The 16,247-nt window shown below is 72.6% G+C and carries 15 protein-coding genes; 8 read left to right on the top strand and 7 right to left on the bottom strand.

Annotated elements, in window-relative coordinates; genetic code table 11:
* Positions 1-5: 5 nt before the first annotated feature.
* The gene (locus ACX9I7_RS10780) at positions 6-1,148 is read right to left on the bottom strand and encodes an acyltransferase family protein (RefSeq protein ID WP_459387154.1); all 1,143 of its coding nucleotides are present in this window, start codon (positions 1,146-1,148) and stop codon (positions 6-8) included.
* A gap of 186 nt (positions 1,149-1,334) precedes the next feature.
* Between ACX9I7_RS10780 and ACX9I7_RS10775 the strand changes: the two genes are divergently transcribed.
* The 3 genes from ACX9I7_RS10775 (at position 1,335) to ACX9I7_RS10765 (ending at position 6,224) form a co-directional block, all read left to right on the top strand.
* A complete protein-coding gene (locus ACX9I7_RS10775) occupies positions 1,335-3,137 on the top strand; it encodes an ABC-F family ATP-binding cassette domain-containing protein (RefSeq protein WP_459387153.1) in 1,803 nt (600 codons plus the stop codon).
* A 183-nt stretch (positions 3,138-3,320) separates the two neighbouring features.
* The gene (locus ACX9I7_RS10770; RefSeq protein ID WP_459387152.1) at positions 3,321-5,237 is read left to right on the top strand and encodes an outer membrane protein assembly factor BamB family protein; all 1,917 of its coding nucleotides are present in this window, start codon (positions 3,321-3,323) and stop codon (positions 5,235-5,237) included.
* 237 nt (positions 5,238-5,474) lie between these two features.
* Complete coding sequence (locus ACX9I7_RS10765) at positions 5,475-6,224, top strand: response regulator transcription factor (RefSeq protein WP_189454469.1); 750 nt, start codon at positions 5,475-5,477, stop codon at positions 6,222-6,224.
* Here ACX9I7_RS10765 and ACX9I7_RS10760 read toward each other — a convergent pair.
* Positions 6,163-6,417 (bottom strand): hypothetical protein, encoded by a 255-nt coding sequence (locus ACX9I7_RS10760; protein ID WP_387569368.1) that lies wholly within the window; start codon positions 6,415-6,417, stop codon positions 6,163-6,165. The genes ACX9I7_RS10765 and ACX9I7_RS10760 overlap by 62 nt on opposite strands.
* 43 nt (positions 6,418-6,460) lie before the next feature.
* On the bottom strand, positions 6,461-8,116 hold the full coding sequence (locus tag ACX9I7_RS10755; protein WP_358634662.1) for a sodium:solute symporter family protein: 1,656 nt from the start codon (positions 8,114-8,116) through the stop codon (positions 6,461-6,463).
* A 96-nt stretch (positions 8,117-8,212) separates the two neighbouring features.
* On the opposite strand from ACX9I7_RS10755, the gene galT reads away from it, so the two are divergent.
* The 3 genes from galT to galK are packed head-to-tail and all read left to right on the top strand — an operon-like array spanning position 8,213 to position 11,393.
* A complete protein-coding gene (galT, locus tag ACX9I7_RS10750; protein WP_387568662.1) occupies positions 8,213-9,259 on the top strand; it encodes a galactose-1-phosphate uridylyltransferase in 1,047 nt (348 codons plus the stop codon).
* Positions 9,256-10,242 (top strand): UDP-glucose 4-epimerase GalE, encoded by a 987-nt coding sequence (gene galE / locus ACX9I7_RS10745; protein ID WP_459387151.1) that lies wholly within the window; start codon positions 9,256-9,258, stop codon positions 10,240-10,242. The genes galT and galE overlap by 4 nt, the downstream gene beginning before the upstream one ends.
* On the top strand, positions 10,239-11,393 hold the full coding sequence (gene galK, locus ACX9I7_RS10740) for a galactokinase (protein WP_459387150.1): 1,155 nt from the start codon (positions 10,239-10,241) through the stop codon (positions 11,391-11,393). Before galE ends, galK begins: the two co-directional genes overlap by 4 nt.
* On the opposite strand, the gene ACX9I7_RS10735 is transcribed toward galK, so the two are convergent.
* On the bottom strand, positions 11,390-11,848 hold the full coding sequence (locus tag ACX9I7_RS10735) for a GNAT family N-acetyltransferase (protein ID WP_387568653.1): 459 nt from the start codon (positions 11,846-11,848) through the stop codon (positions 11,390-11,392). The genes galK and ACX9I7_RS10735 overlap by 4 nt on opposite strands.
* A 242-nt stretch (positions 11,849-12,090) precedes the next feature.
* On the opposite strand from ACX9I7_RS10735, the gene ACX9I7_RS10730 reads away from it, so the two are divergent.
* Complete coding sequence (locus tag ACX9I7_RS10730; RefSeq protein ID WP_229354716.1) at positions 12,091-12,879, top strand: helix-turn-helix transcriptional regulator; 789 nt, start codon at positions 12,091-12,093, stop codon at positions 12,877-12,879.
* On the opposite strand, the gene ACX9I7_RS10725 is transcribed toward ACX9I7_RS10730, so the two are convergent.
* Complete coding sequence (locus ACX9I7_RS10725; protein WP_386732024.1) at positions 12,838-13,335, bottom strand: MarR family winged helix-turn-helix transcriptional regulator; 498 nt, start codon at positions 13,333-13,335, stop codon at positions 12,838-12,840. The genes ACX9I7_RS10730 and ACX9I7_RS10725 overlap by 42 nt on opposite strands.
* Before the next feature lie 56 nt (positions 13,336-13,391).
* Between ACX9I7_RS10725 and ACX9I7_RS10720 the strand changes: the two genes are divergently transcribed.
* Complete coding sequence (locus ACX9I7_RS10720) at positions 13,392-14,216, top strand: trans-aconitate 2-methyltransferase (RefSeq protein ID WP_459387149.1); 825 nt, start codon at positions 13,392-13,394, stop codon at positions 14,214-14,216.
* 201 nt (positions 14,217-14,417) lie between these two features.
* Here the strand turns inward: ACX9I7_RS10720 and ACX9I7_RS10715 are convergent, their stop codons facing one another.
* Complete coding sequence (locus tag ACX9I7_RS10715) at positions 14,418-15,113, bottom strand: TetR/AcrR family transcriptional regulator (RefSeq protein ID WP_126914518.1); 696 nt, start codon at positions 15,111-15,113, stop codon at positions 14,418-14,420.
* Positions 15,110-16,111, bottom strand: a complete 1,002-nt coding sequence (locus tag ACX9I7_RS10710; RefSeq protein ID WP_387568645.1) for an acyl-CoA desaturase — start codon at positions 16,109-16,111, stop codon at positions 15,110-15,112. Before ACX9I7_RS10710 ends, ACX9I7_RS10715 begins: the two co-directional genes overlap by 4 nt.
* Positions 16,112-16,247: the final 136 nt, after the last annotated feature.

Here is a 16,247-nt window from a genome sequence, read left to right as displayed (position 1 = left end):
GCGACTCATCGGGCTGAGCGACGGATCCGTTCCGCCCGGGGGCCCAGCCACTTCACGCACGGCTTCTCCACGTACTCGTGCAGGAGGACGGCACCGCCCAGTGAGACCGCCATGACCACGGCGGCGTGCACGGCCAGCGGGATCGTCATGTGGTGCAGCCGCAGGAAATGGCTCGTGCTGAAAATGACCATTTCGTGCAGGAGATAGAAGGCGAAGGAAACCTCGCCGAGGTACACCACGACCCGGTTCCGGAACGGGGATTCCTCGCCCCGTACGTCCGCGCGCGCCGCCGCCGCGACGGTGAGGGTGAAGGGCACCACCGTGACGGCGACCCAGTGGAATCTCTCCGGCACGAGGTGCGCCAGGGCGAAGACTGCTCCCACGGACAGCGCGACACTCGCCACCAGGCCCGGGCCGCGCCAGGCGCCCTTCCTCACCAGCAGGGCGAGCGCGATACCGATGACGAATTCGGCCAGCCGCACGGGCGGGAACATGTACATCGTGAACTTCGGGTCCCAGCCCGCCGTCCGCAGGAAGAAGCCCGTGGTGAAGGGGTGCAGCAGGACGAAGAGGTTCCCGAGACCGACCACGGCCCACAGGCCCGCGAGCGGGAGCCTGCGCATCAAGGAGATCAGCAGCGGGAAGCACAGGTAGAAGAAGAACTCGCAGCAGAGCGACCAGGAGACGCCGTTGTAGGCGAACCAACGGTCCTCGTCGTTGGGTACCCAGGACTGGGTCAGGGTGAGATTGCTCAGCGCCGGGCCGGTCTCCAGCCTCTTCCCCATCCAGACCAGCATCAGCGCCGCGATGCCGAAGGTCACCAGGTGGCTGGGGTAGACGCGGGCGAAACGCCGCCGCCAGAAACCGGGGGCCGGGTCGCCGGGCCGCGCCGACCAGGCGAGCACGAAGCCCGAGAGGATGAAGAAGAAGGAGACCGCCGAAGGGCCGGCGAAGGTGACGTCCTTCAGCGCGCGCAGGTGTTTCGCGGTACCGGCGCCGTACTGCTCGTAGGAAAAGTGGTAACAGAAGATGAGCAGCGCCGCGAACCACCGCAGACCGGTGAGCGATTCCAGCCGTGTCCGCGAGGCCGTCGTCCGAGGGCGTGGAGCCGAACCGGCCTGAGGAACGGCCTCCGATATAAGGCTCACTCTGTGTCTTTCTGGCCGGACGGAAACGCCGGATACCGGCGCGGACCGGGTGGAATCTACCAGCGATCTTTCCGCGCGGCGGACCGGGCCGAGTGCCGTCCGCGGCGCCGTCCCGGGCCCGGTCGGGGGCTCCGGCCGACCGTGGGATCCTGGAGGCAGTCCCATCGAACAAGGAGCGGCAGCGGCATGGCAGCCAACCTGGTCAATCTGGAAGCCGTCGACAAGGTGTACGGCACGCGTGCGCTGCTCGACGGCATCTCCCTCGGGGTGAACGAGGGCGACCGGATCGGCGTCGTCGGCCGCAACGGCGACGGCAAGACCACGCTCATCCGCATCCTCGCCAAGCTGGAGGACGCCGACAAGGGCCGCGTCACCCACGCCGGCCACGTGCGCATGGGCGTCCTCACCCAGCACGACTCCCTCGACCCGGCCGCGACCGTGCGGCACGAGGTCCTCGGTGACATGGCCGACCACGAGTGGGCCGGCAACGCCAAGATCCGCGACGTGCTCACCGGCCTGTTCGGCGGCCTCGACCTGCCCGCCTTCCCGCAGGGCCTCGACACCGTCATCGGCCCGCTCTCCGGCGGCGAGCGCCGCCGTATCGCGCTGGCCAAGCTGCTCATCTCCGAGCAGGACCTCATCGTCCTGGACGAGCCCACCAACCACCTCGACGTCGAGGGCATCTCCTGGCTGGCCGGCCACCTCCAGGCCCGCCGCTCGGCCCTGGTGTGCGTCACCCACGACCGCTGGTTCCTCGACCAGGTCTGCACCCGCATGTGGGACGTCCAGCGCGGCACCGTCCACGAGTACGAGGGCGGTTACAGCGACTACGTCTTCGCCCGCGCCGAGCGGGAGCGGATCGCCGCCACCGAGGAGACCAAGCGGCAGAACCTGATGCGCAAGGAGCTCGCCTGGCTGCGCCGCGGCGCCCCCGCCCGCACCAGCAAGCCCCGCTTCCGCATCGAGGCCGCCAACGAGCTCATCGCCGACGTGCCGCCGCCGCGCGACACGTCCGAGCTGATGAAGTTCGCCAGCTCCCGGCTGGGCAGGACCGTCTTCGACCTCGAGGACGTCACCGTCCAGGCCGGCTCCAAGTCGCTCATCGAGCACCTCACCTGGCAGCTGGGCCCCGGCGACCGCGTCGGCCTCGTCGGCGTCAACGGCGCCGGCAAGACCTCGCTGCTGCGCACCCTCGCCGAGGCCGCCCGCACCGAGGGCGAGAAGCAGCCGGCGGCCGGCAAGGTCGTCGTCGGCAAGACCGTGAAGCTCGCCTACCTCTCCCAGGAGGTCGCCGAACTCGACCCGGCGAAGCGCGTCCTGGAGGCCGTCCAGCAGATCCGCGACCGCGTCGACCTCGGCAAGGGCCGGGAGATGACCGCCGGACAGCTCTGCGAGAAGTTCGGCTTCACCAAGGAGAAGCAGTGGACGCCCGTCGGCGACCTCTCCGGCGGTGAGCGCCGCCGCCTGCAGATCCTGCGGCTGCTGATGGACGAGCCCAACGTCCTCTTCCTCGACGAGCCCACCAACGACCTCGACATCGAGACCCTCACCCAGCTCGAGGACCTCCTCGACGGCTGGCCCGGCTCGATGGTCGTCATCAGCCACGACCGGTACTTCGTCGAGCGCACCACGGACCGCGTCTACGCGCTGCTCGGCGACCGGGCGCTGCGGATGCTGCCGCGCGGCCTCGACGAGTACCTGGAGCGCCGTCAGCGCGTCATCGAGGCCGCCGCGCCGGCCGCCCCTGCCGCGCCCGCCGCCGTCAAGGCCAAGCCCGCCGCCGACGCCCGCGCGGCGAAGAAGGAGCTCCAGAAGATCGAGCGCCGCCTGGACCGCATCAGCGATCAGGAGGCCAAGCTCCACGCGAGGATCGCCGAGCAGGCGACGGACTTCGAAGCCGTGGCCAAGCTCGACGCCGAGCTGCGGGAACTGGCCGACGAGCGCGACGAGCTGGAGATGCGCTGGCTCGAACTCGCCGAGGACGCCTGAGGCCGTAAGGCGCCGTCAGGCGCAACAGTCTCGTCACGGGCCGGTCTCAGGTGGTGGATACATCCGAGATCGGCCCTTGGGGTGTCCGCGCCGGGTGGTACAAAGAACACCCGCTCGCCTGCCGCACACTGGCGGGATTCATGCGGTGCAGGAAGCCCCGGTCGCGCGTAAAGAGGAAAGCTGATGTCACAGCCGCCGCAGCCCCCCCAGCCACCGCAGGGACCGCCAGGCGGCGGCTTCGGCGCACCCCAGGACCCCCGGGGCGGCTTCGGCGCCCCGCAGCCGCCGCAGGGCCCGCCCCCGGGCGCCGCCCCGCAGGCCCCGCCGCCCACCATGGTCAGCCCGCCCGTGCCCCCGCCCGCCGGCGCGCCCCAGCAGCCGCCGCAGCCGCCCCAGCCGGGCGCGGCCCCGCAGACCCCGCCCCAGGCCCCGCCGCCCACCATGCTGAGCACGCCCGCGGTCCTGCCGCCGGGCGCCCCCCAGAACCCCCCGCCGGGTGCCCCCGCGGTCCCGCCCGCCCCGGGCGCGGCCCCGCAGGCCCCGCCGCCCGCCGCCCCCGGCGGTTACGGCTACCCCGGCGCCCCCGGTGCGCCCGGCGCCCCTGGCGTTCCCGGTCAGCCGCAGCCGCAGTACGGCGGATACGGGCCCACCGCCCAGTTCCCCGCCGGCGCGCCCACCGGCGCCCCGGGCGGCAACGGCCCCAAGAAGCGGATGGCGATCATCGCCGGCGCGGTGGCCGCGGTCCTGGTCGTCGCCGGCGGCGGCATCTGGTTCGCCACCAAGGGCGGCGGCGGTGACGACGGCAAGAAGACCGAGGCCAATTCCGGCGCCGGCACCCAGGGCGGCCAGGCCCAGGGCGGCGGCAAGGCCCCCAAGACCGTCGACGGCAAGCTGCTCTTCACCGTCGACCAGCCCAAGGCCGACGACCTCATCAGCGTCAAGGGCATGTGGGCGACGGACAAGGTCTTCGCCAAGGCCGACGTCTACAAGATCGTCGGCTATGGCCTCTCCGGCGGCAAGCAGTGGGAGGTCCCGCTCGACGGCGAGATCTGCTGGCCGTCCCAGCAGACGACGGCCGACGGCAAGACCGCGCTGGTCGTCAAGGCCGACAAGTCCCCCGCCGCCCAGTGCACCCAGGTCGTCGCCCTCGACCTGAACAACGGGAAGAAGCTCTGGCAGAAGTCCGCCAAGAGCGGCGACCAGGACCTCCGTTTCAGCGAGGTCACCATCGGCGGCGGCACCGTCGCCGCGGGCGGCACGGCGGGCGGCGCCGCCTGGTCGCTGGACGGCGGCAAGGAGCTGTGGAAGCCCAAGCCGGGCGACGACTGCCGGGACGACGGCTACGGCGGCGGCTCCAAGCTCGTCGCGGTCCGCCGCTGTGGCGACTACGCGCGCCCCCAGATGCAGGTGCAGACCCTCGACCCGGCCTCGGGCGCGCCCAAGTCCGTCTACAAGGCCCCCGCCGGCCTCCAGTGGGTGCACATCGCGTCCACCGACCCGCTGGTCATCGCGGTCGACGCCGGAGGGGACAAGGGCAGCGGCGCCTCCGACTTCCTGGCGATCGACGACAGCGCCACCGACGGCAAGCTGCGCTCCAAGATCTCCACGGGCAACGGCGGATTCACGCCGAAGTGCCCCTCGACGAACGTCGAGGGCTGCACCAAGCTCGCCGTCACCAAGGACACCCTCTTCCTGCCCTCCGAGGAGCACTCCAGCGGCAACGCCCAGCAGGTCGGCCGCGTCAACGAGATCGTCGGCTTCGACCTGGCCACCGGCCAGTCCCGGGGCAAGGCCGAGGGCCTCCCGGGATCCACGCTGACCCCGCTGGGCGTCGACAAGGACGGCTACCCCATCGGTTACCAGGACCCGACCTACAAGGCCGGCGGCCAGGTGGTCCGGATCGATCCGAAGTCGTTCAAGACCGATGTCCTGCTGAAGAATCCGGCCGCGTCGGCGCAGAGCGAGCGCATGCTCTCGCCGACCATCCAGCCGACCCTCTGGTCCCAGGGACGCCTCTACTTGGGCGGCAGTTTCGCCAACAAGCCCAGCTCCGTGAGTTTCGGGAAGCAGTATCTGGTGATGATTTTCGGCGGTAGTTGATACTGATCGCTTGACGAGCACTCCAGCCGTATCCCTGCCCACCGCGTGTGCATGCCTGAACGATCCGTTTCAGTCGCGAAGTACACGTGATTGGCAGGGATTTCGGCATTCCGGGGGACTTCTCACCGGTAAGGGGCGCGGAACGTCGAACAAGCGTGTAGCTTCCCGGGCAAGAGGGTGCCGGGGAGACGTGCGCGAGCGGCAGTGGGCGGCAGCGGGCGACAGGGGGGAAGCTCAATGGGCGTGCGGCTCATGGTCGTCGACGACCATCGTCTGCTGGCCGAGGCCCTCGCCTCGGCACTGAAGTTGCGCGGGCACCGCGTACTGGCCGCGGCCGCGCCCAGCGCCGGCGCGGCCGACCTGGTGATCAGCCGCGCCCCCGAGGTGTGCCTGCTGGGCACGGCGTCCCCGGCCGAGCCGGGCGCCTTCGACCCGGTCGTCCGGATCAAACGGGAGCGCCCCCAGGTCGCCGTCGTCGTGCTCGGCCCCGTGCCGAGCCCCCTGGGCATCGCGGCCGCCTTCGCCGCCGGCGCCTCCGGCTACGTCCGCCACAACGAACGCATCGAAGGCGTCGAGCGGGCCATGATGAAGGCCCGCGCGGGCGAGGCCGCCGTGGAGCCCCAGCTGCTCCAGGGCGCCTTCACCGAGCTCCTCAACCCCGCCACCCAGCCCGACGACGAGGGCGCCCGGCTGCTCCAGCTGCTCACCCCGCGCGAGGTCGAGGTCCTGGTGCGGGTCGCCGAGGGCGAGGACACCCGGCTGATCGCCGCGGGCATGGGGATAGCGCCCAGCACCGCCCGCACCCACGTCCAGCGCGTCCTGATGAAGCTCGGGGTGGGCTCGCGGCTGGAGGCGGCCGCCCTGGCCGCCCGTACGGGCCTGCTGGACCGCGCCACGGGCGGCGCCGCGAGCGCCCCCGCGCCGGTCAGCCCTCCCCGTCCCCCGGGCCCTCCCCGGGGGGTGCCGGGTCAGCAGGGCGGCGGCTGAGCCAGAGGAAGAGACCGCCGAACGCGAGCATGCCGAGACCGGCCCAGAGGTTGACGTTCACCCCCTGGGCCTTGCGCAGGTCCGCGTCGGAGGCGGCCAGCCCGGCGGCGGTGAGCAGCAGCCCGTAGCCGGTGAACAGGCCGCCGATGACCCGCCGTATGTCGAAGGCGCTCTTCACAGCGTTCTCCTCGATCGAGAGGGGTTCCGCACAGAGGGGTTCTACAGACAGAGGGGTCCTACAGCGAGAAGGGGACGTAGCAGAGGGCGGCCAGGAGCACCGCGCCCCAGCCGAGCGGCGCGGGCCTGCGGTACCAGGCCGTCCCGCCCTCGACGGGCGCGGCGGCCGTCCCGTACACCAGCCCCGTCAGCGCCCCGGCGGGCCTCGGCTCGGTGACGAGCGAGACCACGAGCATCACGACGGCCGCGACGGCGAACGCCACGATGGACGAGACGAAGTTGGCGCCCTGGTCCGTGGGGATGCCGATGACGCCCCGCCGGTACAGCCAGAAGTAGTTGACCATCGCCGCCGCCGTGCCCGACAGCAGCCCCCAGAAGCCCGCAGCGGCCGTGGCCCGCCTCCAGAACATCCCGATGACGAAGACCGCGAAGAGCGGCACGTTGAAGAACGAGAACAGTGTCTGCAGATAGTTCATGATGTTGGAGAAGGACGAGGCGATGAACGCCGTGCCCATCCCCGCGAACACGCCGAGCGCCGTCACCACGCGGCCGGTCGCCAGGTAGTACGCGTCGGGGCGGCCCGGCCGTACGTAGGCCCGCCAGATGTCGCTGGTGAAGACCGTGTTGAAGGACGACACGTTGGCGGCCATGCCCGCCATGAACGCCGCGAGCAGGCCCGTCACCGCGACGCCCAGCATGCCGTTGGGCAGCAGGTCGCGCATCAGCACGGGGATGGCGTCGTTGTAGCTCAGCCCGCCGCCGGCCCGGCCCAGGGACGGCTCCAGCACCAGGGCGATCAGCCCCGGCACGACCACCACCAGCGGGACCAGCAGCTTGGGGAACGCCGCGATCAGCGGCGTCCGGCGCGCCGCGCCCAGGTCCTTCGCGGACAGCGCCCGCTGCACCTCGGCGAAGTTCGTCGTCCAGTACCCGAAGCTCATCACGAAGCCCAGCCCCAGCACGATGGTCAGCCAGTTGGCGCCCAGCGGATTGGCGTGGCCGATGCCCGTACCGCCCCAGGCGCTGAGGAAGTCCTCGCCCCGCTCGGCGGAGAGCGCGTCCCACAGCCCGCCCGGCCCGCCGACGCGCGCGAGGCCCACGGCCGTCAGCGGCACCAGCGCCGCCAGGATGACGAAGAACTGGAGGACCTCGTTGTAGATCGCGGAGGACAGCCCGCCGAGCGTGATGTACGCCAGGACGAAGAGACCCGCGACGACGATCGCCACGCCCTGCGGCCAGCCCAGCAGCGCCCGCAGCACCAGCGCCAGCGCGTAGAGGTTGACGCCCGCGATCAGCACCGACGACACCGCGAAGATCACCGAGGAGAGCAGATGCGAGGCGGGCCCGAAGCGCCGCAGCAGGAACTCGGGCACCGAGCCGACCCTCGACCCGTAGTAGAACGGCATCATCACCAGGCCCAGGAAGACCATGGCCGGTATCGCCCCGATCCAGTACCAGTGCACGGTGTACACGCCGTACTGGGCGCCGTTGGCGGCCATGCCCAGGATCTCGGTGGCACCGAGGTTGGCGGCGACGAACGCGAGCCCGGTGATCCAGGCGGGCAGGGACCGGCCGGAGAGGAAGAAGTCCAGGCTGGTGCGGACCGAACGGCGCGCCGCGACGCCGATGCCCAGGACCACGGCGAAGTAGCTCGCGAGGATGACGTAGTCGAGCCAGTTGACGGGGAGCCGCAGACTCTCGGCCGAATAGCGCATGCTTCACCTCTCGGTCGCCGGGGCGCTGTTGACCGTGCTGTCGGGTCATGATTCCTTGTGTGCGGTTATGTGTGAAGGTGTGTGAGGAGACGTCGGATGAAGAAAACGGCGACCCGGCTCGCCGACGGCCGCGAACTGCTCTACTTCGACTCCCGCGACGACGCCGTGCGCGACACCACCGACCGGCGCCCGCTCCAACCCCCGGACGCGGCAGGCGAGATCCGCCGCGACCCGCTCGTCGGCGACGGCGTCGCCATCGCCGCCCAGCGCCAGGACCGCCCCCTCCACCCCGCCGCCGACTCCTGCCCGCTGTGCCCCTCGCGCGACGGCCGCCCCACCGAAATCCCCGCCCCCGCCTACGAGGTGGCCGTCTTCGAGAACCGCTTCCCCGCCCTCTCCGGCGACAGCGGCCGCTGCGAGGTCGTCTGCTTCACCGACGACCACGACGCCTCCTTCGCCGCCCTCGACGAGGACCGCGCCGCGCTCGTCCTCGCCGCCTGGACCGACCGCACCGCCGAACTCGCCCTGCACCCCGCCGTCGAACAGGTCTACTGCTTCGAGAACCGCGGCCACGAGATCGGCGTCACCCTCGGCCACCCCCACGGCCAGATCTACGGCTACCCCTTCGTCACCCCGCGCACCGGGCGGATGCTCGACTCCGCCGCCGCCCACCGCGAGCGCACGGGCGGCCGGAACCTCTTCGACGACGTCGTGGCCGACGAACTCGCCGACGGCCGCCGGATCGTCCTCGACGGCGAACACTGGCTGGCCTTCGTCCCGTACGCCGCCCGCTGGCCCTACGAGATCCGGCTCCACCCCCGCCGCCGGGTGCCCGACCTGCCGTCCCTCGGCGACGCGGCCCGCGCGGAGTTCCCCCGGGTCTATCTGGAGCTCCTGCGGCGCTTCGACCGGATCTTCGGCCCCGGGCAGCCGCCGACGCCCTATGTCTCCGGCTGGCACCAGGCGCCCTTCCGGCACCCCCACAGGAGTGAATTCGCGCTCCACCTCGAGCTCTTCACCAGCCGCCGGGCCCCCGGAAAGCTGAAGTTCGTCGCGGGTTCGGAGGCGGGCATGAACGTGTTCATCAACGACGTGCGGCCGGAGGCCGCGGCCGGCCGACTACGCGAGGTGGCGAGCGCATGAGCCCCGAAGGCGATGGAACGTACCTGGTCACGGGCGGTGCCGGCTATGTCGGCAGCGTCGTGGCCGCGCATCTGCTGGCCGCCGGCCACCGGGTGACCGTCCTGGACGACCTCTCCACCGGCCACCGCGACGCCGTCCCCGAAGGGGCCCGCTTCATCGAGGGCCGGGTGCACGAGACGGCCCACGAGCTGGTCGCCGGCCATGACGCCGTCCTCCACTTCGCCGCGTTCTCGCAGGTGGGGGAGTCGGTGACCCACCCCGACCGGTACTGGCGCAACAACGTCGGCGGCACCCTCGAACTGCTCACCGCCATGCGGGACGCGGACGTGCGTACCCTCGTCTTCTCCTCCACCGCCGCCACCTACGGCGAACCCGCCGCCGTCCCGGTCACCGAGGACGCCCCCACCGCCCCCACCAACCCCTACGGCGCCACCAAACTCGCCGTCGACCACATGATCGCCGGGGAGTGCGCGGCCCACGGCCTGGCCGCCGTCTCCCTGCGCTACTTCAACGTGGCGGGCGCCTACGGGCGGCACGGCGAGCGGCACGCGCCCGAGTCACACCTGATCCCGCTCGTCCTCCAGGTCGCCCTGGGGGAGCGCGAGGCGGTCTCCGTCCACGGCGAGGACTACCCGACCCCCGACGGCACGTGCGTCCGCGACTACATCCACGTCGCCGACCTCGCCGACGCCCACCTCCTGGCCCTCGGCGCCGCCCGCCCCGGCGAGCACCTGATCTGCAACCTCGGCAACGGGCGCGGCTTCTCCGTCCGCGAGGTCGTCGAGACCGTCCGCAAGGTCACCGGGCACCCCGTCCCGGAGACCGCCGGCCCCCGCCGGCCGGGCGACCCCGCCGTGCTCGTCGCCTCCGCCGAACGGGCGCACCGGCTGCTCGGCTGGCGGCCGCGCCGCCCCGACCTGGCCGCGATCGTCGAGGACGCCTGGGACTTCGCACGGCACGGCGCGGCCCGGGAGCGCCCGTGACCGCCGCCGCTGCCGCCGCAGCCTTCCGGGCCGTGTACGGCACCGGCTGCGAGGGCGTCTGGGCGGCGCCCGGCCGGGTCAACCTCATCGGCGAGTACACGGACGTCAACGACGGCTTCGTGATGCCGCTCGCCCTGCCCCTGCGCACCCGGGTGGCGGCCCGCGCCCGCGCCGACGGACGGCTGCGGCTGCACTCGGCGGACATGCCGGGCGGCGTCGTGACCGTGACACCGGACGAGCTGCGGCCGGGGACGGTGCGGGGCTGGGCCGCGTACCCGGCGGGCGTCCTGTGGGCGCTGCGCGAGGCGGGGCACGCGGTGGCGGGTGCGGACCTGCATGTGGAGAGCGAGGTGCCGGTGGGAGCGGGCCTCTCGTCCTCCGCCGCCCTGGAGATCGCCACCGCGCTCGCCCTCGACGGGCTGTACGGGCTCGGGCTCGCCCGCCCGGAGCTGGCCCGGCTGGCGCGCCGGGCCGAGAACGCCTTCGCCGGCGTCCCCTGCGGGATCATGGACCAGACCGCCGCGGCGTGCTGCGAGGCCGGCCACGCGCTCCATCTGGACACCCGCGATCTCACCCGCCGGCACCTCCCCTTCGACCTGACGGCGCACGGCATGCGCCTGTTGGTCGTCGACACGCGTGTCAAACACGACCTGGGGGAGGGCGAATACGCCCGGCGGCGCGCGGGATGCGAGGCGGCGGCGCGCGCACTGGGGGTGCGCGCCCTGCGTGACGTCCCGTACGGGGAACTCGACGCGGCGGTGCGGGAGTTGCGGGCCGTGCCCGGGGCGGGCGCGCTGGTGCGGCACGTCGTCTCCGAGAACGAGCGCGTACGGGCCGTGGCCGCGCTGCTCGACGCGGGCGACCCCCGCGCCGCGGGCCCCCTCCTGACGGCCGGGCACGCCTCCCTGCGGGACGACTTCGCCGTCTCCTGCCCCGAGTTGGACCTGGTGGTCACCGCGGCGACCGGGGCGGGCGCGCTGGGCGCGCGGATGACGGGCGGCGGCTTCGGCGGCTCGGCCGTCGTCCTCACGGACGAGCCGGCGGCCGACGCGGTCGAACGCGCCGTGACGACCGCCTTCGCGACCGCCGGGCACGCCGCGCCGCGCGTCTTCCCGACGACGGCGAGCGAGGGCGCCCGTCGCGAGCTCTAGGCCCCGGGCGCGGGCGGGAACCGCTTGATCAGCAGGTGGTTCGTCATCCCCGGCGGATAGTCCTCGACCGCCGCCACCTCCGCGTAGCCCACCTTCCGGTAGAAGCCCGGCGCCTGGAAGTCCCAGGTCTCCACCTGGCTGCCCACGGCCCCGTGGGTCTCGCGCGCCACGTTCTCCGCGCGTGCCGTCAGCGCGCCGCCGACCCCCGCGCCGCGGTGGCGCTCGTCCACCCAGAGGAGGTCGAGGTGGAGCCAGCCCCACTGGACGTGCCCGACGAGCCCGCCGACCAGGGCACCCTCCGGGCCGGTCGCGTAGACCTCCACGGGGACGTCGCGCTCGACGGATGTTCCCCGCAACGCCCGCATGACGGACGAACGTTCGGTATTGGTCGCGCGGAGTCGCGCGAGGACCACATCACGTCGTTCCGAGTCGTTCACCGCCTCAATACTGAACATAAAGCTCACGATAAACACCCGGGTCAAGCAGTTTTGCCAATCGGCTTCCGTCGCCCGACCCCGGCCGTACGCTGATGCACAGTGCCGGTGGGGGCCGGCGCTGATCAGGGGGCGAGACAGGCAGGTACGACGCCCGGGGCGGGGTGGTTGTCAGGGCACGGCGGCGGCCGTGCGCGCGTGGCGGCCCCGGGTTCGGGCGCCGTACCCGCACTGCCTCCGCCTACCGGGACATGGGGGTGGTTGTGGCACGTATTCGGGTATTGGTGGTCGACGACCACCGCATCTTCGCCGAGTCGCTCGCCGCCGCCCTCGCGGCGGAGCAGGACGTGGACGTCTCGGCGGCCGGCAGCGGGCCGGCGGCGCTGCGCGCGCTGGAGCGCGCGGCGGGCGAAGGGCGGCGGTTCGACGTGCTGCTGATCGATGCCGACCTCGGCACGGTGGGCCCGGACGTCGCGCACGTACCCGCGCAGTCGCGGGGCCCGGGCCAGGACGGCTCGGGGCCGGGCGAGGGCGCGGTGGACGGCATCTCGCTGGTGGCGAGGGTCCGCTCGGGCCATCCGGGGGTGCGGACGGTCGTCCTGGCCGAGCGCGACGACCCGCGGCGCGCGGCCGCCGCGCTCCAGGCGGGGGCCGGCGGCTGGGTGGCCAAGGACTGCTCGCTCTCACGCCTGCTGTCGGTGATACGGGGCGTGCTGCGGGACGAGACGCATCTGCCGCCCGCCCTGCTGACGGGCGTACTGCGCGAGCTGACGGCCGCGCGCAAGCACCGCACCGAGAGCGAGCGGCTGGTGGAGTCGTTGACTCCGCGCGAGCGCGAGGTGCTGCGCTGCATGGTGGCCGGGCTGGGCCGCAAGGCCGTTGCCGAGCGGCTCTACCTCTCCCCGCACACCGTCCGCACCCATATGCAGAACGTGCTCGGCAAGCTCGGGGTGCACTCCACCCTGGCCGCCGTCGCGCTGGCCCGGCGGGCCGGGGTGGGCCCGGTGGACCTAGCCGGGGACGTTGTCGAACGGGGCGGTCAACTGGCGTAGCAGGCCCGCGAGTTCCGCGCGCTGAGCGGTGGACAGCTCGCCGAGGATCGCGCGCTCCTGGGCGAGCAGCCCGGCGAGCGCCTGATCCGCGCGGTCCCGCCCCTCGGCGGTGAGCCGGACGAGCACCCCGCGCCGGTCGCTGGGGTCCGGCTCCCGCTGGACCAGGCCCTTCTTCGCGAGCCGGTCGATGCGGTTGGTCATGGTGCCCGAGGTGACCAGGGTCTGGGTCAGCAGCTGCCCGGGGGAGAGCTGATACGGGTCTCCGGCGCGGCGCAGGGCGGTCAGGACGTCGAACTCCCAGGGCTCGAGCTCGTGCTCGGCGAAGGCGATCCTGCGTGCCCGGTCCAGGTGCCGGGCGAGCCTGGAGACGCGACTGAGCACTTCGAGTGGTTCCACGTCGAGATCGGGGCGCTCTCGGCGCCACGCCGCGACCAGCCGATCGACCTCGTCCTCCATGGGATCAGTGTAGTAGGTCTGTCGACATGAAGTCTCTTGATGTCAAGATAGGTCGCATGGTGCGCCACATCCCCGACTGGGACCCCGGCCAGTACCTCCGCCACGCCGGACACCGGACCCGGCCCTTCCACGAACTGCTCGCCCGGGCGCCCGACCCGCCGGGCCACCCCGCCCGCATCGCCGACCTCGGCTGCGGCGCCGGCAACGTCACAGCGCTGCTCGCCGACCGCTGGCCGGACGCGCACATCACCGGCTACGACAACTCCGCCCCCATGCTCGCCGAGGCCGCCGCCCACGCCGGCCCGACACCCGGCGGCGGCAGCCTCGACTTCGCCCCCGCCGACCTGACGGACTGGACGCCGCCGCACGGCCACTACGACCTGATCGTCTCCAACGCCGCGCTCCAGTGGGTGCCGGAACACGTACGGGCCTTCCCGGCCTGGCTGGCCGGCCTCGCGCCCGGCGGCACGTTCGCCTTCCAGGTGCCGGGGAACAGCGACGCCCCCAGCCACGCGCTGCTGCGCGAGCTGTGCGCGTCCCCGCGCTGGCGCGACCGCCTGGGCGCGGCGGGCCGCCGCACCCTCGCCGTACACCCGCCCGCCGCGTACCTGGAGGAGCTGACGGCGCTCGGCTGCGGGGTGGACGCGTGGGAGACGACGTACCTCCACGTCCTCCAGGGCGAGGACCCCGTCCTCGACTGGATCCGCGGCACGGGGCTTCGGCCGGTCCTGACCGCCCTCGCCGGCGATCCGGCGGCGACGGAGGCGTTCCTCGCGGAGTACGGGGCGCTCCTGCGGGACGCCTACCCGGCGGGCCCGGCGGGAACGGTGTTCCCCTTCCGGCGGATCTTCGTGGTGGCGCGGCTGGGGGCGCAGGCCTGAGCCCCGCCCCCGCCCCTTCCTGTTTCCTGGGGGCAAGCCCCCAGACCCCCGCCCGGGGGCCGGGGCGGAGCCCCGGGAAACGGTGAAAGGGCGGGACAGGGGCACCCCACCCCGCCGCGACGGCGAGCAACCCCCACCGGGGAGCCCGGCGGTGCCGAACCACCCCCGCCGTCCCCCCGGGGGCCACCCGGCCCGGGCGGGTCAGGACTTGCGGTGGCCGACCAGGCGCGGCTTCGGCTCCAGCCCGTCCAGCCCGTGCCAGGCCAGGTTCACGAGGTGCGCCGCCACCTCCGCCTTCCGCGGCTTGCGGACGTCCAGCCACCACTGGCCCGTGAGGGCCACCATGCCCACCAGCGCCTGCGCGTACAGCGGCGCCAGCTTCGGGTCGAAACCGCGCGCCTTGAACTCCAGGCCCAGGATGTCCTCGACCTGCGTGGCGATATCGCTGATCAGCGAGGCGAACGTACCCGTCGACTGCGCCACCGGCGAATCCCGCACCAGGATCCGGAAGCCGTCCGTGGACTTCTCGATGTAGTCCAGGAGGGCGAACGCCGCCTGCTCCAGCAGCTCCCTCGGGTGGCCCGCCGTCAGCGCGCCCGTGACCATGTCGAGGAGCCGCCGCATCTCACGGTCCACGACCACCGCGTACAGCCCCTCCTTGCCGCCGAAGTGCTCGTAGACCACCGGCTTGGAGACCCCGGCCTTCGCCGCGATCTCCTCCACCGACGTCCCCTCGAAGCCCCGCTCGGCGAAGAGCGTGCGACCGATGTCCAGCAGCTGCTCACGACGCTCCGCACCGGTCATCCGCACACGGCGGGGCCGGCCGCGCCGGCTCCCGGAGGCAGCGGGCAGGTCCTTGTCACTGGTGTTGCTGTCGATCGCCACGCTGTCAATCATGCCGCGTGCGCGGCATCCTCCTTATCCCGTTTCTCCCCGGCCGCCCGCCGGGACTCGATCCGGGCGGCGTTCGGCCAGCGCACGTCGTACGCCCAGCCCGCCCGCTCGAACCAGCGGATGATACGGGCGCTGGAGTCCAGCTGCCCCCTCAGCACACCGTGCCGCGCCGACGTCGGATCGGCGTGGTGGAGGTTGTGCCAGGACTCGCCGCACGACAGCACGGCCAGCCACCACACGTTCCCCGAACGGTCCCGCGACTTGAACGGACGCTTGCCGACCGCGTGACAGATCGAATTGATCGACCACGTCACATGGTGCAGCAGCGCCACCCGCACCAGCGAACCCCAGAAGAACGCCGTCGCCGCGCCGAACCACGACCACGTCACCAGCCCGCCCACCAGCGGGGGCACCAGCAGCGAGACCACCGTCCACAGCACGAACTGCCGCGAGACCGCACGAACGGCGGGGTCCTTGATCAGATCCGGCGCGTACTTCTGCTGCGGCGTCTGCTCCTGGTCGAACATCCAGCCCACATGGGCCCACCACAGCCCCTTCAGCAGGGCCGGCACGGACTCGCCGTAACGCCAGGGCGAATGCGGGTCACCCTCCGCGTCGGAGAACTTGTGGTGCTTGCGGTGGTCCGCGACCCAGCGGACCACCGGGCCCTCGACCGCCAGCGAGCCCATGACCGCCAGCGCGATCCGCAGCGGCCGCTTGGCCTTGAACGCACCATGGGTGAAATACCGGTGGTAGCCGATCGTGATGCCGTGGCAGCCGATGTAGTACATGGCCACGAGCAGGCCCAGGTCCAGCCAGCTCACCCCCCAGCCCCAGGCCAGCGGGACGGCGGCGAGCAGGGCGACGAACGGAACGACGATGAACAGCAGCAGGGTGAGCTGCTCGATCGACCGGCGTTGCTCCCCGCCCAGCGTGGCGGAGGGGAGCGGGGTCTCCTGGGCCTTCGGCGCGTCTTCGAGCACGTCGGGGCTTGCAGTCATGGGTTCCCTCATGGGGGTCGGATCTTGGTCACGGTTCCTACGGTTCCGTAACCTACGGCTTCGTAAGTATGGCAGGGCCGGGCGCGTGAGCAAGAGGGCCACGGGCAACCGCGCGTCGGGCGGCGACCTATGCTGT

This window comes from Streptomyces sp. L500, assembly GCF_054551825.1.
This window is presented reverse-complemented; position numbering and strand designations above follow the sequence as displayed.